This is a genomic window from Solidesulfovibrio sp. C21 (genome assembly GCF_047785625.1).
In the GTDB taxonomy this organism is placed as follows: domain Bacteria; phylum Desulfobacterota; class Desulfovibrionia; order Desulfovibrionales; family Desulfovibrionaceae; genus Solidesulfovibrio.
In genome coordinates this window covers 1-24,278 of the sequence record NZ_JBLODY010000012.1, presented here as the reverse complement: position 1 = coordinate 24,278, position 24,278 = coordinate 1, and the positions used below count along the sequence as shown (strand labels likewise).

16 protein-coding genes and 1 pseudogene are annotated in these 24,278 nt (G+C 63.9%); 6 read left to right on the top strand and 11 right to left on the bottom strand.

Features of this window, described 5'->3' with window-relative positions:
- Window positions 1-342 precede the first annotated feature (342 nt).
- From ACMZ6R_RS06105 to ACMZ6R_RS06060, 10 genes and pseudogenes are all read right to left on the bottom strand, one after another.
- Window positions 343-1,206, bottom strand: coding sequence for a transporter (locus ACMZ6R_RS06105; RefSeq protein ID WP_416109997.1), 864 nt, complete (start codon window positions 1,204-1,206; stop codon window positions 343-345).
- A gap of 93 nt (window positions 1,207-1,299) precedes the next feature.
- On the bottom strand, window positions 1,300-2,469 hold the full coding sequence (locus tag ACMZ6R_RS06100) for an iron-containing alcohol dehydrogenase (RefSeq protein ID WP_416109996.1): 1,170 nt from the start codon (window positions 2,467-2,469) through the stop codon (window positions 1,300-1,302).
- 157 nt (window positions 2,470-2,626) lie between these two features.
- Window positions 2,627-5,371 carry a molybdopterin-dependent aldehyde oxidoreductase gene (locus ACMZ6R_RS06095; RefSeq protein WP_416109995.1) on the bottom strand — a complete coding sequence of 915 codons (2,745 nt, stop codon included), beginning with the start codon at window positions 5,369-5,371 and terminating at the stop codon, window positions 2,627-2,629.
- 285 nt (window positions 5,372-5,656) lie between these two features.
- Window positions 5,657-6,457, bottom strand: coding sequence for a DUF1980 domain-containing protein (locus ACMZ6R_RS06090; protein ID WP_416109994.1), 801 nt, complete (start codon window positions 6,455-6,457; stop codon window positions 5,657-5,659).
- Window positions 6,454-7,458 (bottom strand): permease, encoded by a 1,005-nt coding sequence (locus ACMZ6R_RS06085; protein WP_416109993.1) that lies wholly within the window; start codon window positions 7,456-7,458, stop codon window positions 6,454-6,456. The genes ACMZ6R_RS06090 and ACMZ6R_RS06085 overlap by 4 nt, the downstream gene beginning before the upstream one ends.
- A complete protein-coding gene (locus tag ACMZ6R_RS06080) occupies window positions 7,455-9,203 on the bottom strand; it encodes an ABC transporter ATP-binding protein/permease (RefSeq protein ID WP_416109992.1) in 1,749 nt (582 codons plus the stop codon). The genes ACMZ6R_RS06085 and ACMZ6R_RS06080 overlap by 4 nt, the downstream gene beginning before the upstream one ends.
- Before the next feature lie 452 nt (window positions 9,204-9,655).
- Window positions 9,656-10,048 (bottom strand): annotated as a pseudogene (locus ACMZ6R_RS06075) (hypothetical protein); the annotation flags it as partial.
- An 84-nt stretch (window positions 10,049-10,132) separates the two neighbouring features.
- Window positions 10,133-10,507 (bottom strand): iron hydrogenase small subunit, encoded by a 375-nt coding sequence (locus ACMZ6R_RS06070; protein WP_005996593.1) that lies wholly within the window; start codon window positions 10,505-10,507, stop codon window positions 10,133-10,135.
- A 103-nt stretch (window positions 10,508-10,610) separates the two neighbouring features.
- On the bottom strand, window positions 10,611-11,876 hold the full coding sequence (locus ACMZ6R_RS06065) for a [FeFe] hydrogenase, group A (RefSeq protein WP_416109991.1): 1,266 nt from the start codon (window positions 11,874-11,876) through the stop codon (window positions 10,611-10,613).
- A gap of 537 nt (window positions 11,877-12,413) precedes the next feature.
- Window positions 12,414-13,178 (bottom strand): AraC family transcriptional regulator, encoded by a 765-nt coding sequence (locus ACMZ6R_RS06060; protein ID WP_416109990.1) that lies wholly within the window; start codon window positions 13,176-13,178, stop codon window positions 12,414-12,416.
- Between the two features lie 176 nt (window positions 13,179-13,354).
- On the opposite strand from ACMZ6R_RS06060, the gene ACMZ6R_RS06055 reads away from it, so the two are divergent.
- Window positions 13,355-13,990 (top strand): flavodoxin family protein, encoded by a 636-nt coding sequence (locus tag ACMZ6R_RS06055; RefSeq protein WP_416109989.1) that lies wholly within the window; start codon window positions 13,355-13,357, stop codon window positions 13,988-13,990.
- Between the two features lie 228 nt (window positions 13,991-14,218).
- Here ACMZ6R_RS06055 and ACMZ6R_RS06050 read toward each other — a convergent pair whose 3' ends face one another.
- Complete coding sequence (locus ACMZ6R_RS06050; protein WP_416109988.1) at window positions 14,219-15,925, bottom strand: FAD-dependent oxidoreductase; 1,707 nt, start codon at window positions 15,923-15,925, stop codon at window positions 14,219-14,221.
- Between the two features lie 218 nt (window positions 15,926-16,143).
- Here ACMZ6R_RS06050 and rsmI point away from each other — a divergent pair, with 218 nt between their 5' ends.
- From rsmI to ACMZ6R_RS06025, 5 genes are all read left to right on the top strand, one after another.
- Window positions 16,144-16,983: a 16S rRNA (cytidine(1402)-2'-O)-methyltransferase gene (gene rsmI / locus ACMZ6R_RS06045; protein WP_416109987.1), complete on the top strand. Its 840-nt coding sequence runs from the start codon at window positions 16,144-16,146 to the stop codon at window positions 16,981-16,983.
- A gap of 18 nt (window positions 16,984-17,001) precedes the next feature.
- Window positions 17,002-18,510 (top strand): sensor histidine kinase, encoded by a 1,509-nt coding sequence (locus ACMZ6R_RS06040; RefSeq protein ID WP_416109986.1) that lies wholly within the window; start codon window positions 17,002-17,004, stop codon window positions 18,508-18,510.
- A 72-nt stretch (window positions 18,511-18,582) separates the two neighbouring features.
- Complete coding sequence (locus ACMZ6R_RS06035) at window positions 18,583-18,939, top strand: Hpt domain-containing protein (RefSeq protein ID WP_416109985.1); 357 nt, start codon at window positions 18,583-18,585, stop codon at window positions 18,937-18,939.
- A 419-nt stretch (window positions 18,940-19,358) separates the two neighbouring features.
- Window positions 19,359-22,112 carry a glycosyltransferase gene (locus ACMZ6R_RS06030; protein WP_416109984.1) on the top strand — a complete coding sequence of 918 codons (2,754 nt, stop codon included), beginning with the start codon at window positions 19,359-19,361 and terminating at the stop codon, window positions 22,110-22,112.
- Window positions 22,113-22,297: 185 nt separating this feature from the next.
- Entirely contained in the window at window positions 22,298-24,103 is a 1,806-nt protein-coding gene (locus tag ACMZ6R_RS06025) for an ABC transporter ATP-binding protein (protein WP_416109983.1), read from the top strand.
- The last annotated feature ends 175 nt before the right edge of the window (window positions 24,104-24,278 follow it).

The window sequence follows — 24,278 nt, the reverse complement described above, 5'->3', positions numbered from 1 at the left end:
GTGGCACGCCTGCAAGGCATTCCGTGATAGTTCCCGGTGTCTCGCTCTTCTGTCGCGGGCTGTTTGCACAATGCATTGGTTGGGATAGAGCGAAAAAACTGCCGGGCCATATCGGGCCGGCCTTGTCGGGAAAGCGGCGTGGCCACGCGGCAGTCCTTGCCAGCGGGCCGGTATTCGCAAAGGCGGGGAAGGGGGGGACGTGCGTCACAGGGGGGCGGGCGGCCTCGGCAAAAGGGCGGCGATCGGGGAGATTCGACGCGTCAAGGCCCTCCGCCGCAAGCCCGGGGGCTTATGTCGGAGAGCCTTGTTTCGCGCCGGGAGGCCGGCCGCCTGCCGTCCGGATCAGAACACGTAGGCCAACCGGAGGGTGATGCTGTTGGTCTTGATGCCGTTTTGCACCGCCACCGGCAGCTTGTAATCGGCCATGAGCTGGAGGTGCTGGTTGAGCATGTAGAAAAAGCTCGCCCCCACCGTATGGTTGCAGGTGCGGTCGTTTTGCCGCGCCCCGTCCAGGGTCGTTTCCGCGCCGTAGGCGAAGTAGTAGTCGCCGGACACGAAGAAGTCCTTGGTCAGGTCGTAGCTGGCGTGAAACTCCACGCCGTAGAGCGGGTCCTTCGACGAGGTCACGGGTTTGTTTTCCGCGTCCGGGGCGTCGATGTTGTTGGTGTAAAACTCCACGTTGGCGATGAGTTCCAGCCAGGCCTTGTCGGCCAGCCGTTTGCCCACGGCCAGCTCCTGCTTGAAGGACCAGCGGTTGGAGCCGAGATTGACGATGCTTTCCCGGTGGTAGGGACCGGAGGGGATGGTGAAATAGGGGCTGTAGGCGAAGTAGTAGCCCTGCTCCATGTTGTTGACGAACCAGATGGTGGAGAGAAACGTGATGTCGCCGACGCCGGAGGAGCGTTCGCCGTTTAACTCCACCTCGCCGAAGGGAATGACCGCCTGGGGGTCGATGGTGAAGGGCCCGAGCTGCATGTAGTGGATGGGGCGCAGGATGCCCATGTTGGTGGTCAGATTGGCGTTGTCGCTGACTTTCTTGTCCCGGGCGTACAGTTCGTTGCCGAAGCCGTGGGAGTAGTAGAGGTTGATGATGTTGGTGCCCGGCGGCAGGGGCACGTAGTCCCGGGCGTTTGTCGTGCCGGCCGGCGCGCTGGCCGGGAGCGCGAGGCACAGACACAGGATCGCAAGCAGCAAGCGCTTGTTCATACGCCTTCCTCCTGTCCGAAGCGCCGCCTCCCTCCCTGCCGGAGAGGCGGGAGGCGGCTTTCATGGGGCCGTCCGCTCACGGCACTGGCGGAGCTACCAGCACTGTTTGTAGAGCGCCTCGATATCGGCCAGGGTTGGCACTCTGGGGGTGGTGATGGTCGAGATCTCGTTGAGCGCGTCTTTGGACATGGGGCCGATGTCCTTGGGGTCGATTTTAACCCCGATACGGGCGGCGGCCTCGGTGACGCTGGCCGGGATGCGCACATCGGCGCTTAAGCGCCGGATGGCGGCCACGGTCGTGTCTTCCGGGTAGGGCCCGAGGTCAGTGAGCCCGGCCGCCCGGGCGATGTCGGCCATCTTTTCCCGACAGACGATCTTGTTGAATTCCAGGCAGGTAGGCAGGGCCAACGCGTTGGCGTCGCCGTGGGAGATGCCGTAAAAGGCGCTTAAGGGGTGGGCCAGGGAATGGACGATGCCGAGGCCCGCGTTGGTGAAGGCCATGCCGGCCATGGTCTGGGCATAGGCCATCTTTTCCCGGGCTTCGAGGTCATTGCCATTGCCTGTGGCCCGGCGCAGATATTTGAAGATGAGCCGTATGGCGCCGATGGCCAGGGCGTCGGTGTATTCCATGGCGCCGATGGAGATGTAGGCCTCGATGGCGTGGGTCATGGCATCCATGCCCGTGGAGGCGGTGATGTGGGGCGGCAGGCCCATCATGAGCAGCGGGTCGATGATGGCCGCCTTGGGCAGAAGCCGGCCGTCGAGGATGACCATTTTCCAGTGGTGGTCGCCCCGGGTGTTGGTGATGATGGAGGCCGAGGTCGACTCGGAGCCTGTGCCGGCCGTGGTGGGGATGGCGATGAAAAAGGGCAGCGGCGCTTTGAGCAGGCCCATGCCCCGGTACTGGTCGATGGGGCCGCCGCTTTCGGCCAGAATGCCGCAGCCTTTGGCCGTGTCCATGGCGCTGCCGCCGCCAAGGCCGATCAGGCCGTCGCAGCCCTCCTTGCCATAGAGGGCGAAGGCTTCGTCGACGTTGTCGTCGGTGGGGTTGGCCACGGTGCCGTCATAGACGGCATAGGCGATGCCGGCTGCCGTCAGCACGTCTTCCACCCGCTTGGCCAGACCGGCCTTCACGATGCCCTTGTCCGTGACGACCAGCGGTTTTTTCACCCCGGCCGCCTTGAGCGTGTCCGGCATTTTTCCCAGGGCCCCGGCACCGGTAAAGAGCATGTCGGCCAGTTGAAAAGCGGTGACGTTGGACATGAAAAGCCTCCTTTTGGCTTGGTCGTCGTCGGCGGACGCTATTTGCGCGCGACCGCGAAGCGTCGTCTGGTGCGTTGCCCGCGCCTTGTATTCCCCTCCCGCTGGCGCGCCGGGGGACGTGCATATCGCCCCCGGCGCAGGGGTGGGACTGCGTCCGTTAATTCGCGGCGGCCATGGCCGCGAGCACCCTTTCCGGCCTGGCCGGCAGCGTCGTCACACGCGCGCCGCAGGCATGGCGGATGGCGTTGATGATGGCCACGTGGGGGCTGACCATGGGGCCTTCCCCGGCTCCGGCCGCGCCGAAGGGACCCCACTGGCGCGGATGGTTCTCGAAGTAGACGATCTCCAGATCGTCGGGCACGGCCTGGATATAGGGGAAGCCGGCCCCGGCCAGGGTGGAGTGCTTTTTCACGTCCTCGAAGTCCTCGGACAGGGCCAGCCCCACCCCGATTTCCATGCAGCCGTAGATCTGACCGTCTACGGCCAGCCGGTTGTTGATCTTCCCGATGTCGGCCAGGCAGCGCATGCGGTCCACGGTCACCTTGCCGGTGGCGGTTTCGACCGAGACCTCGGACATGTGGATGACGTACATGTAGACCAAAAAGGGGCTGCCAAGCCCGGTTTCGGGATCGCAGGGCACGCCGGGGATGGTGTAGACGCCGTCGAATCGCGTGGGCTTGTCGGCGGCGGTCATTTCGGCGTGGGTCCTGTACGTGCCGTCCTCCTTCCTGGCGGCGGCGAGCAGGGCTTCGCAGGCCACGCGTATGGCCCCGCCGACCACGACCTGGGAGCGGGAGGCTCCGGCCGGCCCGGCCGGGGGCTGTTTGGCCGAATCGGGCCAGCTGAAACGGATTTTTTCCGGCGGGACGCCCATGGGGCGCAGGGCTTCGTGGGCCGTGCCCACAGCACCGATGTCCGCGCCCTGGCCGTGGTCCTCCCAGGATGCGCCGACCGTCACGCCGTCGTCGGGATCGAGCCGCACGAAGACCTCGGCCCGCTCCACGCCGTCCCCGCCGGCCCCGTAGACGCCGACCGCGATGCCCACGCCCTTTTTCACGGCCGGGGTGGATTCCTTTTCGGCCCGCGCCTTGGCTTCCCGGTATATCGGGCGCAAGGCTTCAAACATTTCCGGCAGGCAGTAGACGTCGGGCTCCTGGCCCGTGGGGGTGGTGGAACCGGGCCGGTAGCAGTTGGCCAACCTGAATTCCAGCGGGTCCTGGCCGAGTTTGAGCGCCAGTTCGTCCACCAGGGATTCGCCGGCGAAAAAGGCCTGGGGACCGCCGAAGCCACGAAAGGCCGCGCCCCAGCAGTGGTTGGTGGCCACGGTGCGGCCCATGCCCCGGATGTTCGGAATGTCGTAACCCGCGCCGAGGAATTCGATGCCGCGAAAGGTCAGCACGTCGCCCATCTCGCAGTAGGGGCCGTGGTCCACGCTGTAATCGTGTTCCAGGGCCAGGATGCGGCCGGTGTTCTTGTTCGCCGCCATCCGGGCCTTGATGTGAAACGGCGAGCGCTTGCCGGTGTAGGTCATCTGCTGGAAGTAGTCGTAGCGCAGATAGGCCGGGCGTCCCGTGGCCAGGACCGCCACTGCGAGCAGGGCCTCGGTGGTGGGGCTCAGCTTGTAGCCGAAGGTGCCGCCCATGGGGTTGGAGGCCAGGGCGATCTTGTCCGGGGTGAGCCCGATGCCTTCGGCGATCATGAGGGCGTGCAGGTGCACGGCGATGGACTTGCTGTGGATGTGGAGCAGGCCGTCCTCGCCCATGTAGGCGAAGCCGACGTCGGGTTCGATGGGCATGTGGGGCTGGCGGCTGGTGTGGAATTCGCCCTCCGCCACGGCCACGTCGTCGCGCGCGAAGATGGGAGCCGTCTCCTCGCCCTTCACCAGCGGCTGGGTGAAATAGACGTTGGGGGTGCCGGGGTGGATCTCGATGGCGTCCGGGGCCATGGCCTCGGGCAGGGTCAGGTAGGCCGACAGCTCGTCCAGGTCGAGACGCACCTTGGCCGCGGCCGCCTTGGCCTGGGCGGCGGTATCGGCGCAGACGATGGCCACGGCGTCGCCGAACTGGAAGATCTTGGCGTCGCACAGGATGGGCCGTTCCCAGCCGTCGCCCTTGTGGCGCGGGTGGTTGACCAGGCCGAAAATGCGGTTTTTGCCTTTGACGTCTTTGGCCGTGAGCACCCGGTACACGCCGGGCATCTTTTCCGCCTCGGTCGTGTCGATGCCCCGGATCATGGCATGGTGGACCGTGGCCTGGACCAGGGCCAGGTGCAGGGTGCCATCCGGCATCTTGATGCCGAGGTCCGCGCCGTAATCCAGGGTGCCCGTGACCTTGGCCTCGGCCGTGGGACGCGGGTAGGATGAGCCCCAGATGCGCCGGTCGGCGGGCATGACGAAATCGAGGCTCGTCTCCGGGGCCTCGCCGCGCATGACGCCCGCCGCTTCCATGACCGCATCCACGATGGGCTTGTAGCCGGTGCAGCGGCAGGCGTTGCGGTGCTTTTGAAACCAGTCGCGCACGTCTTCGCGGCTGGGACTCGGGTTTTCGTCCAGGAGCCCCTTGGCCGAAACGATGAATCCCGGGGAGCAAAAGCCGCATTGCGCCGCCCCGTACTTGACCCAGGAGCGTTGCAGGGGATGGAGATCCCCGGGCTGGCCGATGCCTTCGATGGTGGTGATGCGGGCTTTTTCGGGAACGCGGCTCATTTTGGTGATGCAGGAGCGCACGACCTTGCCATTGATGATGACGGAGCAGGCGCCGCATTGTCCCTGGGCGCAGCCGATCTTGGTGCCGGTCAGATGCAATTGTTCGCGGAGAATGTCGGCCAGAAACGCATTGGGATTGGCTATTATGTTTTTCTCAACACCATTAACGATGAGTATCTTTTGCTCGAGTTGTTCCATGCTTATCACTCCAGTGTTTTTATCCACTTAGCAATAGGCATGCCACGTTTTGTGGAGAGCGATCTACCGATTTTAGAGGGAGTTGCTTGGAAGCAACAGACGAAAAAGGCCTGCCCTATGTAAAGGTGCACCTTACATGTTAGGAAGACATGTAAAGAGGCAACATCCCTGATGAAACCATCTGTCCCAGCCGGAAAATGGCCGGGAGGGCGGGCAGCGGACGCGGCGGCAAGGCCGCAGGGGGGGATTTTCCAACAGCTTGGTCGTGCGTCGCGCGCTGCTCCCTCAATAGTTATACGGCTCGGCCGGTCGCCATTCGAACATGCAGACCGCTTCAGGCTCGACGGTGGCCGGTGCGACGCGATCGGCGACGAACAGCGCATCCGGCGAGATGGAGGTGAAGCTCATGCCGGGGGGCGTGTACGCGCCGCGCTGGTCGTCGGGCATGGGGGCCAGATGGCCGTAGGCCACCTGCCAGCTCTTGTCCGGCGGCAGCGACGTGCCGGGCGGCAGCGTGACCTTGAAGCCGGTGGCCGTGCTGTCCGCGAAACAGCACCAGATGGCCAGCCGCCACAACACGAATTCCCCTTTGGCGTCGAGGGCAGGATCGCGTTTGACGAAGCCGCGCATGGCGTAGGCCAGCGCCCATTTCCCTGCCGGCTTGTTGTGGGCGATATCCAACAGCTCCACGGTGTTGATGGGGATGTAGGCCTTGCCGTCGACCGTCAGGCGGGTCGGCGTGGGGGCGGTTTTGGGCGGCGCGGGCAGTTGCGGTGGTAGGGCGAAAACGTCGACCTCGGGGGAAGCGGCGGGAAACGGCAGCCAGTTTTGGCTGATGGCGACCATGGCGGCCAGGGCGAGGTAGGCCAGGGCCCGGGAAACGCTCGGTTTGGCCACGGGGCGCAGCAAGGCCCAGACGGCCAGGGCGGCCAGCACCACGGCGGCGCTCAGGGTCAGGGGCTTGAACTTGGGGTTGAGGTAGTGCCAGTAGTCGCCGGCCAGGGCGAGGTAGGCCATGAAGGCGGCCATGGCCAGCCAGGCCAGGCCGTCCAGGCGGGCGAGCAGGGCGCGCGGGCGGAGGATCACGACGCGCCTCCGGTGGCCAGGCCGAAGGCGACGCAGGCGGCGAAGACCACCGCCGCCGGCAGGGTGGCGAGCCGGCGCACGAGCCTTGGCGTGAATACCTGCCGCCACATGAGCACGAGCTTGAGGTCGAGCATGGGGCCAAGGGCCAGAAAGGCCAGCCGCGCGGCCATGGGGAAGGTGGAAAACGAGGCGGCCACGAAAGCGTCGGCCTGGGAGCACAGCGACAGCCCGACGGCCAGCGCCATCATGCCGGGGATGGCCAACGTCATGTCGTTTTCCATGGCCATGACCACCGGGGCCGGAACGTAGGCCTTAAAGGCGGCGGCGGCCATGGCCCCGAAGACGAGCACCATGGCCATGTTGAGAAAATCGGCCATGGCGTGGGTAAAGGCGCTGGCCGCCTTGTCGCGCCGGGCCTTTTTGGCCAGGGCGGCAACCGGCAGCGCGTCGGCCAGGGAACCGAAGGGCGTGCCCGGGACCGTGGCGGGCGCATGGTCGTGATGGTGTTCCGGGCCGTGGTCATGGCCACAGCCGCAGGCGGGCGCGTCGCCGGCAAGGGGTTTTACAAGCGCCTCGGCCTTTTCCCCACCGGCCAGAAAGCCGACGACGAGCGCGGCCGTGGCGACGATCAGACAGCGCCAGATGGCCATGGTCGGGTCGCCCCGAAAGGCCACCAGCGTGGCCAGGATGGAGACCGGATTGATGACCGGGGCGGCCAGCATGAAGGTGACGGCCGCGCCGGCCGGCACGCCTTTGCCCATGAGGCGTCGGGCCAGGTAGACCACGCCGCATTCGCAGCAGGGCGTGGCCGCGCCAAGGGCCAGGCCGAAGAGCGTGGCGGCGATGCGCCCCTTGGGCACAAGCCGCTCCACGCGTTCGCGCGGCACGTAGGCCTCGACCAGCCCCGAGGCCACCGATCCCATGAGCAGGAAGGGCAGCGCCTCCATGACGATGGAGAGTGTTGCCTGGGTGAAAAGACCGAGGGCTCCGGTGGTGTTCATGCCGGGGCCGATTGTGGCGCGGCAAGCGGGCTTTCGTCCAGCCTCCAGGTCGCGCCCTCGCCGGCCGGTACGAACCGGGCCACCCGGTGGTGGAAAGCGGCCAGGGCCGGGCGGTGGGCGATGCTCAAAATGGCCGTGTCCGGCAGCCGGTCGACAAGCAGGCCGTACAGGGTCTTTTCGGAAGCCTCGTCCAGGGCCGAGGTGGCCTCGTCGCAAAAAAGCCATCGCGGGTGCAACAGGATGGCCCGGGCAAAGCCCAGGCGCTGCTGTTCGCCCACGGACAGTTCCTGGGACCAGTGGCGCTCCTCGCCGAGCCGGTCGACCAGATGGGGCAGGCCGCATTCCGCCAGGGTCGTGGCGATCTTGTCCGTGCCGTAGCGTTCGGGCGGGTCCGGATAGGCCACCGCTCCGGCTAGGGTGGCGATGGGCAGGTAGGGGCGCTGAGGCAGAAAGAGCGTCCGTTCGTGCTCCGGCATGGCCAGTTCCCCGGCGGCATAGGGCCAGAGGCCGCCGATGGCCCGAAACAGCGTGGACTTGCCGCAGCCGGACGGCCCGGCCAGCATGACGCGTTCCCCCGGGGGCAGGGTCAGCGAGGCCCCGGCCAAAAGCGTATCGCCGTCGGGGAGACGCAGGCTCACGTCGCGAAGCGCCATGCCCGTCCCGGCCGGCGCGGCCTGCCGGGTGAGCCCCGCTTCGGCATGGGCGGCAAGGTCTTCCAGCGCCGCCTCGAAGCCGGTCAACCGGTCCACGGTGGCTTTCCATTCGGCCAGACGCGTGTAGGCGCTGATGAACCAGGACAGGGCGGATTGGACGTGGCCGAAGGCCGAAACGGTCTGCATGAGGCCGCCCAGGTGGATGGCCCCGGAGAAATAGCGCGGCGCGGCCACCAGGAAGGGAAAGATGATGGCCGCCTGGGAATAGCCGGCGGAAAACCAGGTCAGGCGTTTTTGCCGGCGCATGATGCCCCACCAGTTGGCCACCACGTGGCTGAAGCGTTCGACGAGGCCCCGTCCCTCCTGGTCCTCGCCGCCGTAGAGCCCGATGGCCTCGGCGTTTTCGCGCACCCGCACCAGGTTGAAACGGAAATCGGCCTCGTAGCGCTGCTGGAAGAAGTTCAGGCGGATCAGCGGACGGCCGATGTAGTGGGTCAGCAGCGAGCCGACGCCGGCGTAGACCAGGGCGGCCCAGAGCATGGAGCCCGGGATGGGCAGGTTCAGGATGTGGATGTCGCCGGACAGGTTCCAGAGGATGACGGAAAAGGAGACGAGCGACACCACGGATTCGAGGAACCCCAGCGTCAGCGACAGGGTCTGCTCCACGAAGCCGTTGATGTCCTCGCTGATGCGCTGATCGGGGTTGTCGGTAAGCCCCCCCTCGAAGCGCAGCCGGTAGGCGTTATGCGGCGTGAGCCAGCGCTCGGTATACCGCTGCGTGAGCCAGCGCCGCCAGCGGATTTGCAGCATCTGGCGCAGGTATATCTGGTAGACGGCCACGATGATGAACATGGTGGCCAGGATGGTGAACCGGCCGAAGAGCCGGAAAAATGCTTCGACGTTTTTTTCCTGGAGGGAATTGTAAAAGAGGTTGTTCCACTCGTTGAAAAGCACGTTGAGGTAGACGATCCCAAGGCTCATGGCGACGATGACGGCCAGGAGCAGGCCGGACTTGAGCCGTTCCTCGCTTTTCCAATAGGGTTTGGTGAGCTTCCACAGGTCGGACAGAAAGCGCCGCTTGGCTGCGGGCATGGGGAGACTCCTTTTGGGGTTGCGCGCGGTCCGCACGGGCGGACCGTACCCCTCTAGCCACTTGGCCATGCCGACGCAACGTCCGACTCCCCGGAATTTCATGAAAAATGGTTCATATGGGGGGGAGAGAGAGGAGAAGGAGGAAGATGCGAGAGGGGAACCCTTTTTGAAAAAAGGGTTCCCCTCTCGCGCTCTCCCCTCCCCAAAACTTTCAATGGTTACGGGTGAGTAAACGATAACACTCTGTAACCGTCACAAGTCTTGGGAAAGGGGGCCCGGGGGGAGAACCTTTCTACAGAAAGGTTTCCCCCCGGTTCCCTCTAATAGCGATAGGTGAAGCCCATGGCGGACTCGTTCCAGGTGAGGTCGCGGCCCATTTCGAAGTAGGGATTGGAGCCGAGTGCCGTATTGAGGGCGCGGATGGCCCGGGGCGAGTTGTTGCCGCGCAGGTAGGCGAAGGACGAGGCGTAGCTGGTGAAATAGGCGGCTTTGGACCCGGCCATGGAGAAAACGCCCCAGGGCGTGACCTTGAAGCCCGGCGTGGTGACGGGCAGGCTCAGGATGTAGAAATCCAGCTCGTCGCCGACCTGGGTGGTGGTGTCATAGGTCCGGTTGGCGTCGATGAGGCGGGCGAAACCGGCCGTGACGCGCAGGGTGTCGGGAATGAGCGGCGCATTGACGAGCACCGCGGCGGCCCAGTCGGTAAAGACGAGGCTGTCGTTGAAAAGCGCGCTCTGGGGCAGGGCCGTGGGCTGGAGCCCGGCCGTGACCTCGATGTCGGTGCCCGGATATTTGAACTGGAGGAAGGCTTGGTAGACCTGGATGGCCTCGGCCGGGTTGGCGGACGGGACATTTGTTGCAGAGGGACGCAACCCTAGGGTCAGGCAAAAACCCTTGCCGCGGGTTCGTCCGGAGCGCAAGGCGGGGGGTTACTGGAAGGGATAGGGCTCTTTTTCGAATTCCTTGGCCCGGGGCGTGGGGTAGAGGCCCTTGGCCTTAAGCGCCGCCAGGTCCTTGGAGCGGTCCACCCACTTGGTGTGGAGCAGATGCTCGGACTCGTGGGACAGCGGCTCATGCAGGAACTTCTTGTAGAGCGTGATGACCTGGGCGTTGTCCTGGGAGGCCCGGACCTTGAATTTGGCGTCCGCGCCATAGACGGCGTTTACGCGGTCCATCATGTACTCTTTGAGTTGCTTGGCCGCGGCAACGGCCTTGCTGGTCAGGCGCAGGCCGATCAGGGCGCCGCCGGTCAGAACGCAGGCGGTCTTCATGAAACCGCGCCGGGTGGTGGCAAGTATCGACATAGATCCTCCTGGGGCGCGTTTCCGCGAAACCGCTTGTGCGGGTTTCGAAGGGCACACGCCTGGGTCGTTATTTCTGCAAAAATACTACCGTATTTTTTATGCGTTACGCCTTTTGCGCGTCGTAGAGGGCCAGACGCTTTTTGAGCGACGCGTAGAACTTCGTGGTGGTCCGGTTCATGGATTCGAGTACGGTCGGCATGATGGGCTGGCCGCCGCCCATGACGCAGCCGCCGGGGCAGGCCATGAATTCGATGAAGTGGTAGGGCGATTTGCCGGCCTTCACTTCGTCGCAGACCTTGGCGAAGTTCTTGCCGCCGTTGACCACGGCCACTTTGACGTCGGTGCCGCCGATGTTGATCGTTGCTTCCTTGATGCCGTTTAAGCCGCGAACGGCCTTGAAGTCCCAGCTCTGGGGCGGTTTTTTGGTCAGGGCCTGGTAGGCGAAGCGCAGGGCCGCTTCCATGACGCCGCCGGAGACGCCGAAGATGGTCGCGCCGCCTGTCGATTCGCCCATGACCGCGTCGCGTTTGCCGTCGGCGATCTTCGGCAGGTCGATGCCGGCTTTTTGCAGCATGTAGGCCAGCTCGCGGGTGTTGATGGTGGCGTCGATGTCGCGCAATCCGCTGGCGTCCATTTCCGGCCGCATGCCTTCGAACTTCTTGGCCGTGCAGGGCATGATGGACACGGTGTAGATCTGCTTGGGCTCGTAGCCGAGTTCCTTGGCCCCGTAGGTCTTGGCCAGGGGACCCATCATGCCGATGGGCGACTTGCACGAGGAGAAGTGCGGCAGCAGCTCGGGGTAGAAGGTTTCGGCGTACTTCTGCCAGCCGGGACAGCAGGAGGTGAACTGGGGCAGGGGCTTGTCGAGCTTTTTGGTGATGCGGGCCAGAAGCTCGGAGCCCTCTTCCCAGATGGTGACGTCGGCCGTGAACTCGTTGTCCCAGACATTGGAGAAGCCAAGCTGTTTGAGCGCCGTGAGCATGTGCTCGGTGGTGACCGCGCCGAGCGGCAGGCCGAAGGGATCGCCCAGGGCGTAGCGCACGGCCGGGGCCGGCATGGCGATGACCTTGACGTTTTTATCCTTGAGCTTGGCCTCGATCTCGGGGACGAAGGACACGGTTTCGTAGATGGCCGAAACCGGGCAGTGGGTGAGGCACTGGCCGCAGTTGATGCAGGCCGCCGGATCGACCACCTTGTGGGGCGCGCCGGATTCGCCGGTGATGGCCCCGGTGGGGCAGTAGCCCATGCAGGTGTCGCAGCCGATGCATTTGGTCTCGTCGACCTGGACGATATAGGCCTGGTCCAGGTTCGTACCCGGAGGCGGCACGCTTTGTTCGTAGAAGATTTTTTCCATCTCGATGCGGCTCATACGCAACCTCCAACGGTTAGATGGGTTACCCTTGCGGGCGGGTTTTCAGGAAAGCGGGGGCGCGGCGCGTTCCGGAGGGTTCGCGGTTTCCCCCGGAGGCGGTGCCCAACCTGTGGGAAAGGCTTGCTGCATATTCATGCAAAAATAGTTTACTTAAAATAGTATAAAATAATATTTCGTGGCACGGAATCGTGATACTTCATATTTTCGTATGGAGCAAGCCCCTTTGCGGCAAAGTGGGGTTGCCCGCGCATTTTTTCACGTGGGGTGTTCGATGCGACGCGCAGGGGGCAGAAGGAGAGGCGTCGAACCGGCTGAAGCCAGACGTCTCTCGTTAAGGAGGAAGCGATTTCGTGTGGCTGTCTGCTTTATCGTGAGGACGGGCTTTGGGTTATCGAGAGCGCCGCATCGCCATGTAACGGCCCGGAGAATCTCCAAAAGCCCGACGAAACATTTCGATGAAGCCGCTAGTGTCGCGTTCTCGAAATTCGTGCATACAAATTTTGAGAATAATATATTAAAATAATTATTTTTTCTCTAAAAAATATTGTCATATTTTTTAGAGAACGCGACACTAGGGGTAGCATACCCCAGGGCATCGGCGACAGCACCAACGGACTCCCCTTGAGCCAGCATTTCCAAGGCATGTGTCAGGCGGGCTTGTTGACGCCATTGGGTAAATGTCAACCCCGTCTCCGCTATAAACAATCTGCCAAGCGTTCTGGGGGATACGCCAGCCCATGCGCCCCATTCTTCAAGAGTCCTTTTTTCTTCAGGATGAGTTATAAATTCTTCTGTAATCCGTGACAGTCGAGGATCTGACGGGATAGGAAGATGTAATGGCTCGTTAGGTGAGCGCTTTATTTCATCAAGTAAAATAGCAAGGATTCTTTCTTGATATTCGTCAAGAACATCTCTTGGTCCCCATGATACTATTCTTTTTATAAGAGCATCCATTAACTTGCTTATATTAATGACACAAGGAAAATCTAAAATATCAGAACATATTTGCGGAAGTATCAATATGCTCCACCCGCTTATTGCGCCAGAAATTTTTATTTTATGTTCCGTCTTTGGTGGGATCCAGCCAGCACGTAGCGGAGGTAATACCCAGGATCCATGCTTTGTACTGACCTGCATCAAACCATCATGTACGCAAAAGAGTTGACCCCTTTCATGATTATGCCAGGCATATTCGCGCGTCCCAAGGCGGTACTCACAGCCTGGCTGGTCATCGCCAGAAAGTACGATGAGCGGGGGGCCATCAAGCCGCTCGCTTGAATCCACGCAAAGCGCATCCATTGTTAGTCCTCTTGGCGACTTTTCGATATATTTTGTCCAGATAACGTTAACCTGTCAAATGGCGCGTGGTCTATCCGTATGCGGAGAGGCGGATGCCATGTCGGCAAAGGTGGTCTGAATGGAAAACCATTCCAGCTCCTCAGGGGAATCTGGCTCAAACAAAAAGGAAAAAAAGCATGAAAGTTGTAGCGATCAATGGAAGTCCACGAAAGGAAGGCAATACGGAACTGCTCCTCGAAGCGGTGTTGAAACCTCTGGCGGAATCCGGCTGGGAAACCGAGCTGATCCGAATTGGCGGCAAGAAGATTCGGGGATGCTGCGGTTGTCATAAGTGCTGGAATAAAAAAGATAAGCACTGCATTTTTGGAGGCGCGGACATTTTCAACGATTGTTTTTCACAGGCTGTGGCGGCGGATGCCATAGTCCTGGGATCTCCAGTCTATTTTACAGATGTCACAGCAGAAATGAAAGCTTTCATTGATAGAGCAGGTTTTGTTGCTCTTGGGAATGATTGCGCACTATCTGGAAAAATTGGAGCTTCCGTGGTGGCTTTACGCCGAGGTGGGGCGACGCATGCATTTGATACAATGAATCATCTGTTCTTCATGTCACAGATGATCGTGCCTGGTTCAATTTATTGGAACATGGGCTATGGTCTGAAACCGGGTGACGTGGGCGCCGACGAAGAAGCATTTCGGAATATGCAGCACCTGGGTGAGGCCATCAATTGGCTGGGAAAGACAATAGAAGCTGGTAAGGCTTCTTATCCAGTAGTGAAGGAGGGCGAATTACCCCCTGACCCGAAGGCGTAGATCAAGGGGGGGGGCGGTCTGAGGTGGTCTGGATTGGCGGGGCAGTGGCGCGGCCGAGGACGCGGCCTGTGGCATACACAGGATACAGTATTTTTGAGGGCCAAGTCGAGCGGAAAAGAACCCTCACCATGCCCCTTGAAAAGTTTTTGAAGAGGGGTCCAGGGGGGAAACTTTTTGAAAAAAGTTTCCCCCCTGGCCGCCGGCGGCATTGTTCCCGCCTCGCTTCTCTTACACGTCGATGCCGGCTGCGTCCACGGCGGCCATGCCCCCCTCGACGCTGACGACCTGTTTGAAGCCCATGTGGGCGAGGGTGATCAGGGCTTCGTAGGAGCGCGCTCCGGTGTTGCACATGAGCACGATATTCTTGTCGCGGGGCACCTCGGCCAGACGTTCGCGCAACTGGCCCTGGGGAATGTTGTGCCAGCGGCCGGGGTATTTCTCCACCAGCGGCTCGCCCTGGAGCGTCTCGCGGCAGTCGAGGATGTAGGCGTCGCCGAGATCGGACTGCTTCCAGAGCTCGCCGAATTCGTTGACGGTGATGCCGCTGTTGCGGCCGGAAAGGATATTGTCGGCCACGTTGCCGACGGTGTTCAGGATGTCCATGGCGGCGGCGAAGGGCGGGGAGTAGGCCACTTCCACGTTGGAGACGGCCGAGACCTTGGGCTTGCCCGGCAGCATGGCGGCCACGGTGTTGACCTTGCCGACCACGGCGTCGCCGTTTTCGCCGAGGGCCTGCAAGCCCAGCACCCGTTTGGTGCCGCGCTCGGCGATGAGCTCCAGGGACATGAGCCTGTGTTCGGGGTAGAAATGGGCCCGGTCCACGGCCGTGATGTGGGTGGAGACGGCGTCGATTCCGGCCCGCTTGGCCGAGGCCAGGGTGAGCCCGGTGCCGGCCGCGCCGAGGTCGAAGAGCTTGACGCACCAGGAGCCAACCACGCCCTCGAACGAGGAGTCGCCGCCGGCCAGGTTGTCGCCGATGATCCGGCCCTGCCGGTTGGCCATGGACCCGAGCGGCAGGAACATGGGCTGGTCGGTGACCAGGTTTTTGACCACCACGCAGTCGCCGCCGGCGTAGATGTCCGGGTCGGAGGTGCGCATGTGCTCATCCACGATGATGCCGCCGCGCGGGGACACGTCGAGGCCGGCCGCCTTGGCCAGGGCGTCGTTGGGGGTGACGCCCACGGACACGATGACCATGTCCGCCTCGACCACGCCCTTGTCCGTGACCACGCGTTGGGCCTTGCCGTCGCCCTCGATGGCCTTGACCTGTTCGGCCAGGCGGAAGGTGACGCCCTTTTCCTCCATGTGCCGCTGGGCCATGCCGGCCAGGGTCGGGCTGGTCACGCCCGGCAGGATCTGGTCGAACAGCTCGATGACGGTGACGTCGAGGCCCCACATGTCGGCAAAGGCCACGGCCATTTCCAGGCCGATGAATCCCGAGCCGATGATCGCCACCGACCCGATCGAACCGGCGGCCACGGCGCTTTTGATGGCCTCGGCCGCCTCCAGGTTGTTGACCGCGTGCACGCCCGGCAGGTCGAGTCCGGGGATGGGGAGCTTGCGCGTGGAGCTGCCCGTGGCGATGACCAGCTTGTCGTAGGGGATGGCCTCTTCCTTGCCCGTCGGCAGGTGCCGGGCGGTCACGGTCTTGGCTTTGCGGTCGATGGCGGTGACCTCGGTTTCGGGGCGGGCGTCCACGTCCTTGACTTCGTGAAAGAATTCGGGCGTGCGCACCATGTGGAAGGCCGTGGCCTGCAGGGCTGAGACCTCGCTGACCTCGCCGGAAACGTAATAGGGAATGCCGCAGCCCCCGTAGGAGATGCGTTTGCCCCGGTCGAGCATGATGACCTTGCTGTCAGGGGAGAGGCGCTTGAAGCGGCAGGCGGCCTTGGGCCCCAGGGCCACGGCTCCGATGATGACGACCTGTTGTGGCATGGCGTATCCTTGCGTTTCGAGTTGTTGTCCGGGCATTCTCAGGGATCATTCCTTGGGACGGCGTCGACTATGCATACGGGCAGAGTCGGAAAACAGGCAGTTGCAGGCTCTTTTCCCCCGGCGGCACAATACTGAAATGGCGTTAAAGTATTCCAAAGCCGGACCTTGTCAATGCCCCGGCCCAGACTGTACCAGAACGGGGAGGGAAGGAGGCCGGTTTGACGGATACGCGCGCGGCAACGCTTTTCGTGGTGGCGACGCCCCTGGGCAATGTCGCGGATGTTTCGCCCCGGGCGGCCTCGGTTCTGGCCGGGGCCGAGGTGGTTTTGTGCGAGGACACGCGGCGCACGGGGCTTTTGCTCAAATCGCTCGGCATAACGGCCCGGCGGCTCGTGAGCTTTCACGAGCACAACGAGGAGGCGAGGCTGCCCCAGGTGCTGGCCTGGCTGGACGCGGGCCAGGATCTGGCCCTGGTTTCCGACGCCGGCACGCCGCTTCTGGCCGATCCGGGCTACCGGCTGGTGCGGGCCGCCCGGGAAGCGGGCCACGCCGTTTCGCCCGTGCCCGGTCCCTCGGCCATCCTGGCGGCCCTGTCGGCGGCCGGCATCGCGCCGTACCCGTTTTCCTTTCTCGGCTTTCCGCCCCGCACCGTGTCCGAGGCCAGGGAGCTGTTCGCCCGCTTCGGCGCGACAGGGGCGACGCTGGTTTTTTTCGAGCGCAAGACGCGGCTGCGGGCCACCCTCGCCGTTGCCTTGCAGGCCCTGGGCGATCGGGAATGCGTGCTGTGCCGGGAGCTGACCAAAACCTTCGAGGAATTTCTGCCCGGCACGCTGGCCGGATTCGCCGGGCAGGAACTGGAGCTTCTCGGCGAGGTGACGGTGGTTGTCGGCCCGGGCCGGGCGATGCGCTCGTCCGATGAAGAGGCGGCGCGCGTGGCGCGGGAGGAGGCGGCGGCGGGAGGCAAGCCCCGCGAGGCGGCGAGACGCGCCGCGGCGCGGCTTTCGGGATGGACCGTCAAAGAGGTTTATGCGATGCTCGAAAACCGGAAGCACGATTGACCCGGAGGGTATGGCCGCATGGTGGACGGTCCGCGCGCCGCACGGGAAGGGTATTGCGTTCTCGACGCCGAGGAACGGGAGTATCTCGTCGGCGTGGTGGGCTGCGGCCCCGGATTCGACACCATCCTTGAAATCGTGGCCGGCGAGGAATTTCGCGAGTTCCTGCCGCCCATGCGGCTGGCCGGCGTGTCCGGGCTGGCGCCGGACGATCCCCACCTCCAGGCCCCGCTTCTGGCCGGTGTGCCGCTCTATCCCACACCCAGCGAACTTTTCGCGGCCAACCCCGGCATCAACCTCGTGGTGGAGCTGCAAAGCGGCTGCGACTGCCGGGCCCTGGCCGCATCCATGCCGCCCGGGGCCTCGCTGATCGACAGCACGGCCTCGTTTTTCCTGTGCGCCCTGTCCAACGCCGTGTCCGTGGGCGCGCATTGCCGCCGCCGCCTCGACCACCAGAAACTTTTGCTCGAAGCCATCGTGGACGAGGTCCAGGAGGACATCGCCCTGGTCTCGGCCGCCGGCAAGGTGGTCGACCTCAACCGCAACATCCTGGCGCGCCTGGGCAAGTCCAAGGACTCGCTCCTCGGCCGGCCCTGCAAGGAACTGCAAAGCGGCTCCGACGACCCGCCCTTTTGCGATCCCGACGATCCGCAATCCCCTTTCAGCATGGCCCTGGCGACCGGCGTCAAGGCCGAGCGGCTCCAGACGGCCATGGCCGCCGACGGCCGGCTGCGCTACTTCCGCACCTACGCCTACCCCGTCAGCAACGCCGTGGGCCGGGTCGGGCACGTGGTGGTCTTCCGCCGCGACATCACCGACCGCACCCAGGGGGAGATCAGCGCCCGGCAGGCCGAACGCATCGAGACCGTGGGGCGGCTGTCCTCGTATCTGGCCCACGAGATCAGAAATCCGCTTTTCGCGGCCAGCGGCTTCGCCAGACGCCTTTCGGCCATGACCGACCTGCCCGGGGCGGCCCGGGAAAAGGCGGCCATCGTGGTGGAGGAGCTGACCCGCATGGAGGCGCTGCTCACCCAGTTCCTGGAATTCGCCCGGCCGGTCGGCGGGACGGTGGAGGGAACGGCCGAGGTGGACCGTGCCGCCCGGGAAGCGGTGGACGCGGTGCGCGCCGAGGCCGAGGCGCGCCGGGTGGGGCTGGTGATGGACATCGCCCCGGAACTGCCGCCTGTGGCCCTCGATCCGGCCCTGCTCAAGCAATGCCTGGTCAATCTGCTGCGAAACGCCGTGGAATCCCTGCCCCATGGCGGTCTGGTCGCATTGGCCGCCGACCGGGTCGAGGAGCGGGTGCGGCTTCAGGTCACGGACAGCGGACGCGGCGTGACCCGGGAAAACCTGGAGAACATGTTCAGTCCCTTTTACAAGAGAGACCAGTGCGAATACGGCCTGGGGCTGGCCATGGTCAAAAAAGTGGTGGACGATTTCGGCGGCTCGGTGGAGGCGGTCGGGCAGCCGGACGGCGGATGCGCTATTACCCTTTTTCTGCCGCCGGTGTTGGCCGGCGCGACGCATTGATGCCGCGCTCCCGAAATGCCGGGGGACGCCGCACGGACGCCGCACGGACGCCCGCGCCAAGGAGGATGCCATATGGCCGATGTCGACGACGGGATGCGCGGTCTGGTGGATATGGACCGGCTGCGGCAGCGGTTCGATAACGACGACGAACTGCTGGGCGAGATCTTCCGGGTGTTCCAGACTGAGACCCCGGGCCGGCGGGCCGGCTTCGAGCAGGCCCTGGCCGCCGGGGACATGAATGCCGTCACCCATCTGGCCCATTCCCTCAAGGGGGTGGCCGCGACAATGTTCGCCGAGCCCCTGCGCCAGGTGGCCTACGACCTGGAAATGGCCGGACGGGCCGGTGATACGGCGGCTGTGTCCCGGCTGGCCGCGGTCCTGCTGCGGCGCCTCGAAGCCACGAACCAATATGTGGCGGGGTTGTTCTGAGCCGCAAGGCCGGACGCATGCGCGAGGGGGAACCGTTATCTGCGTTTCCCCTGCCGCGCGCAGCCCTTTCCAGGTTTTTTGTTGTTTTGCATCATACCGTTATAATTGCACTTCGGTGAAAATTGCCCACTCGATTACGATTACGTAATCGAGTGGGCAATTTTCGTAACCAGCCGCGTCATTCTCCCTTCCCCGGTCCGCCGATTCCCTGTCTTCCCGGCCTTTGCGGCAATGGCACGCGTATTGCTCAATGGTTCCCGCAATCTGTTCGGCCATGCGGGGTTCTTGGATATTTCAACAAGAATTCCGACAAGTTGCCGGATGAACGCGAAATTTGATCCGTATCGCCGCCGCTTACGGGTGCCGGGTGGCGGGTTCGAAAAAGGGCGAAACAACGCCCATACCAGGAGAAGGGAACCATGTTCCAGATCGAAGAAGGGCTTGCGGGCGTAAAGACGCTGCCGCGCGTGCGCGCCAAGGGCCGTTATCTGTTCGCCGGCGAGGACAAATTCTTCATCAAGGGCGTCACCTACGGGCCGTTCCCGGAGAACTCCCGGGGCGAGCAGCTGCCCGAAGACGAGACCGTCAACCACGATTTCGAACTCATGCGCCGGGCCGGCGTCAACGCCATCCGCGTGTACTACGTGCCGCCGCGCCGCTTCCTGGATATCGCCGCCCGCCATGGCATCCGCGTCATGATCGGCATTCCCTGGCCCGAGCACCTGTGCTTCCTCGACCAGTGGGAAGTGAAGGAAGACATCAAAAAGACCGTGCGCGAGGCCGTCGCCTCCCTGGCCGGCCATCCGGCCATCCTGGCCTGGCTGATCGGCAACGAGATTCCGAGCCACATCGTGCGCTGGCACGGCGCGGGCAAGGTGGAGAAGTTCCTGGCCAGGCTCGCCGCCATCGTGCGCGAGGAAGATCCCGAGGGCATGGTCACCTACGCCAACTACCCCTCCACGGAGTACCTGCGCCTGCCGTTCCTCGATTTCCTGTCCATCAACGTCTATCTGCACGACAAGAAGGCCTTTCGTTCCTACGTCAAGCGGCTGCAGAACGTGGCCGGCGAACTGCCGCTGGTCCTGTCCGAGTTCGGCATGGATTCCATCCGCAACGACGAGGAGCACGTGGCCGAGACCCTGTCCTGGCAGCTGCATTCCGCCTTCGAGCTTGGCGTTTCCGGGACCATGGTTTTCGCCTGGACCGACGAATGGTACACCGGCGGCCATCTGATCGAGGACTGGAAATTCGGCATCGTGACCGAGACGCGCAAGCCCAAGCCCGCCTACCAGGCCGTGGCCGACGTCTACCGGCAGCGCCTGCCCATGCTGCCGGAAAATCCGCCGTTTATTTCCGTTGTCGTGTGCGCCTACAACGCCGCCTCCACCATGGACGGCTGTCTGGCCTCCTTCGCCCGGGTGGACTACCCCGGCTTCGAGGTCATCGTGGTCGATGACGGCTCCACCGACGACACGGGCGCGATTTGCGACAGCCACGCCGCCGCCGCGCCCTACATCCATGTCATCCATCAGCCGAACCTGGGCCTTTCCGCCGCCCGCAACGTGGGCATGAACGCCGCCCAGGGCGATGTCGTGGCCTACACCGACTCCGACTGCTACGTGGACCCGCACTGGCTCCACTACATGGCCTGGGCCTTCACCGACGAACGCTTTGTGGCCGTCGGCGGCCCCAACCTGACCCCGGCCGAGGACAACCGCACCGCCGCCTGCGTGGCCGTGTCCCCCGGCGCGCCGACCCATGTGCTTTTGACCGACGAGATCGCCGAGCACATCCCCGGCTGCAACATGGCCTACCGCAAGGAGCATCTGGCCGGCATCGGCGGTTTCGACGCCACCTACCGCGCGGCCGGCGACGACGTGGACGTGTGCTGGCGGCTCCAGGACCAGGGACACCTCATCGGTTTTTCCGCGGCCATGACCGTGTGGCATCACCGCCGCAACACCGTCTCGGCCTACCTCAAGCAGCAGAAGGGCTACGGCCGGGCCGAGGCGCTGCTTCTTCCCAAGCACAAGAACCGCTTCAACATGCTCGGGAATTCCCGCTGGGCCGGCCGCATCTACGGCGACATCTCCGGCGCGCTTCTGGCCGCCCGGCCCATCGTCTACCACGGGGCCTTCGGCATGGGGCTGTTCCAGACCCTCTACGAGCCCAAGGGGAGCCTCACCGCCTACCTGCCGCTGTCCATGGAATGGATGATCCTGGCCGTGGCCTGCATCATCGCCACGCCGTTGAGCTTCCTCGCCGGCGGCCTGGGGCTGGCCATGGCCGCCATGACCATCGCCTTCGTGGCCTACCGGGTGAGCAAGGCCCGGTTGCCCGAGCAGTACGACAACATCACCGCGCGCCTGATCATCGCCGGGCTGACCGTGGCCCAGCCGGTGCTGCGCGGCTGGACCCGCTACAAGACGGTCTGGACGCTTAGGCGCGGGGCCGGCGTCAACGCCTGCCCGTTGCCCCTGGCCGACACGGCGGGCTGCGACGAGTCGAGCCTGCCGCGCGTGGGCCTGTTTCGCCGCCTGGCCGCAACCGGCAGCATTCTGGCCCATCGCCTGTCCTTCCACCGTTTCTTCTGGAACAACAAGAGCCTCGAGCGCGACGAGCTGCTCGCCTCCATCATCGGTCTTTTGCGCACGCTCGGCGTCTCCTACGCCCTCGACAGCGGGTTTGCCGCCTCGTCGTCCACCCCGCCCTGGGATCTGGCCGCCAAGGCGGGTAAGCTCACCACCTCGCGCCTGCGCGTGACCGTGGAGAACCACGGCGGCGAGAAGCGGTTCGTGCGCCTGGCCGGTTCGGTCCTGCCTTCCGGCGCGTCGTTTCTGGCCCTGGTCGCCTGCCTGGGCGCGGCCGCCGGGTGCTTCCTGCTCCATCCGGTCCTGGCCCTGGCCTTCGGCGCCGCCGCGGTCGGCCTGGCCGGCTGGATGACCGTGGGGCTTTTCCGCTCCGCCTCGCTCGTGGCCACCATCATCCAGTACGTCATGGTCACCCGCCCCGGCTGCTCCATGAGTGAGCCGGTGGAAGAACGCGTGACCCGCGTGGTCAAGCCGCGCACGGCCGAAACCGTGGCCCAGCCCGTGCCTGAGGAAACGGTTGCCGCCGCGGTTGCCGCCGAACTCGAGCCCGAGTCGGTGGTTGTCGAGACCGAAGCCGCTTAACAGCGGTATCCGCCACGCCGCCCCAAGGTGCTTCGGCCTCGGGGCGGCATGATTGGTTATACGTTTTATTTCTCCCCGGTATGGGGGGATCGGGGGGCCCTCGGCCCCCCGACGGGGTGCAGGGGCGGAGCCCCTGCCGGTGAGGTCCAGGAGAGGCGGCGCCTCTCCTGGCAAGGAAAATCGCCATGAGCATGTTTCGTACGCTGCTGGGGTATCTCAAGCCCTACAGAGCCCTGTTTATCCTGGGGCTTGGACTGGTCGGTCTGGCCAGCGCCATGGAGCTCCTCAAACCCTGGCCGCTGACCTTGGCCGTGGACCAGATCATCGGCCACAAGTCCCTGGAAGTCATGGGCTGGAAGCCCGATCTGGCCGCCATTTCCGTCAGCGTCCAGCTTCTCGTCGTGGTCGGCATGCTGGTCGGCGTGCACTTCCTGGTGGGCTTCGTACAACTCCTCAACAACTACCTGACCATCCGCATGGGCCAGGACATGGTCCAGGACCTGCGTTGCGACCTGTTCGACCATCTCCAGCGCCAGTCGTTGCGCTTTCACCAGAACTGGCCCACGGGCGACCTCATCTACCGCATCATGGGCGATACCTACGCCGTGCAGGCACTGCTCATGAACGGCGTCTTCACCACGGTCACGAGCACCGCGCTGCTTTGCGGCATGCTGGTGGTGTGCGTCCAGATGGATGCGGAACTCACGTTTTACGCCCTGTGCGTCATCCCCTTCCTTTTTATCGCCATATCGCGGGTGTCGCGCAAGATCGGCGACCTGACCACGGAGACGCATCTCAAGGAATCCCAGGTCTACACCACGGTGGAGCGCATCTTTTCCTCCATCACCCTGGTCCAGGCTTTTGGCCGCGAAGACGAGGAACGCCGCAAATTCGTGTCCGAGTCCCAGCATTCCTTCGACCGGAAGCTGTCGCTCTATGCCTTGCAGACGGTCTACGGCTGGTTGGTTTCCGGCATCACCGCCGCCGGCACGGCGCTGGTCCTTTACATCGGCGTGCGCCACGTCCTCGACGGCCTGCTCTCCACCGGTGAACTGCTGGTTTTTATCGCCTACCTGGGATCGCTCTACACGCCGCTCAATAACCTGAGCGTCACCGTGGGCGGCATCCGTGGCTCCCTGGCCCAGGCCAAGCGCGTCATGGACGTCCTGGCCGTGGACGAGGCCGTGCCCGAGGTGCCCGATGCCCCGGCTTTGGTCGTGAAAAACGCCGAAGTGCGCTTTGATGCGGTGTCCTTCGGCTACACCCCGGAAAAGATGGTCTTAAACGACCTCGATTTCACCTGCCGGGGCGGTTCCACCGTGGCCGTGGTCGGCCAGACCGGCGCCGGCAAGACCTCGCTTATAAGCCTGCTGTTGCGCTTCTATGATCCCCAGAAAGGGGCCATCACCATCGACAGCCAGGATCTGCGCGCGGTCAGCCTCAAAAGCCTGCGCGACCAGATCGCCATCGTGCTCCAGGAAACCCAGCTGTTCCCCATGTCCGTGCACGACAACATCGCCTACGGCAAAAAACAGGCGACCCGGGAAGAAGTGGAGCGCGTGGCCAGGCTGGCCAATGCCCACGAGTTCATCATGGGTCTGCCCAAGGGCTACGACACCGTCCTCGGCGAAAAGGGTTCCAACCTGTCCGGCGGCCAGCGCCAGCGTCTGGCCATCGCCAGGGCCCTGCTCAAGGACGCGCCGTTGCTCATCCTCGACGAGCCCACCTCGGCCCTCGACGCCGAGACCGAGGCCCTCATCATGGAAGGCCTGGAGCGGCTCATGGAAAACCGCACCACCTTCGTCATCGCCCACCGCCTGTCCATGATGCGCCGGGCCGACGTCATCCTGGTCATCAAGAACCAGCGCATCCACGAAATGGGCTCCTACGACGAGCTGATGGCCAGAAACGGTGAATTCGCCCGACTCCACGCCATCCAGATGGGCAAGGGACGCCCCGAGAAGTTGCCGCCGCACCCCTTGGTGGCGTAAAGAATTGAAGAATGAGCCGGGGGGAAACCTTTCTGAAGAAAGGTTCTCCCCCCGGGCCCCCTTTCCAAAGACTTTTAGTTATAATAGGATGTTATATCTATAAGGTTTTTTTAGAAATGGGAAAATTTTTGTCCATCTCCCTTTAAAGTTTTTCGGGAGGGTGGGGGCTCGGGGG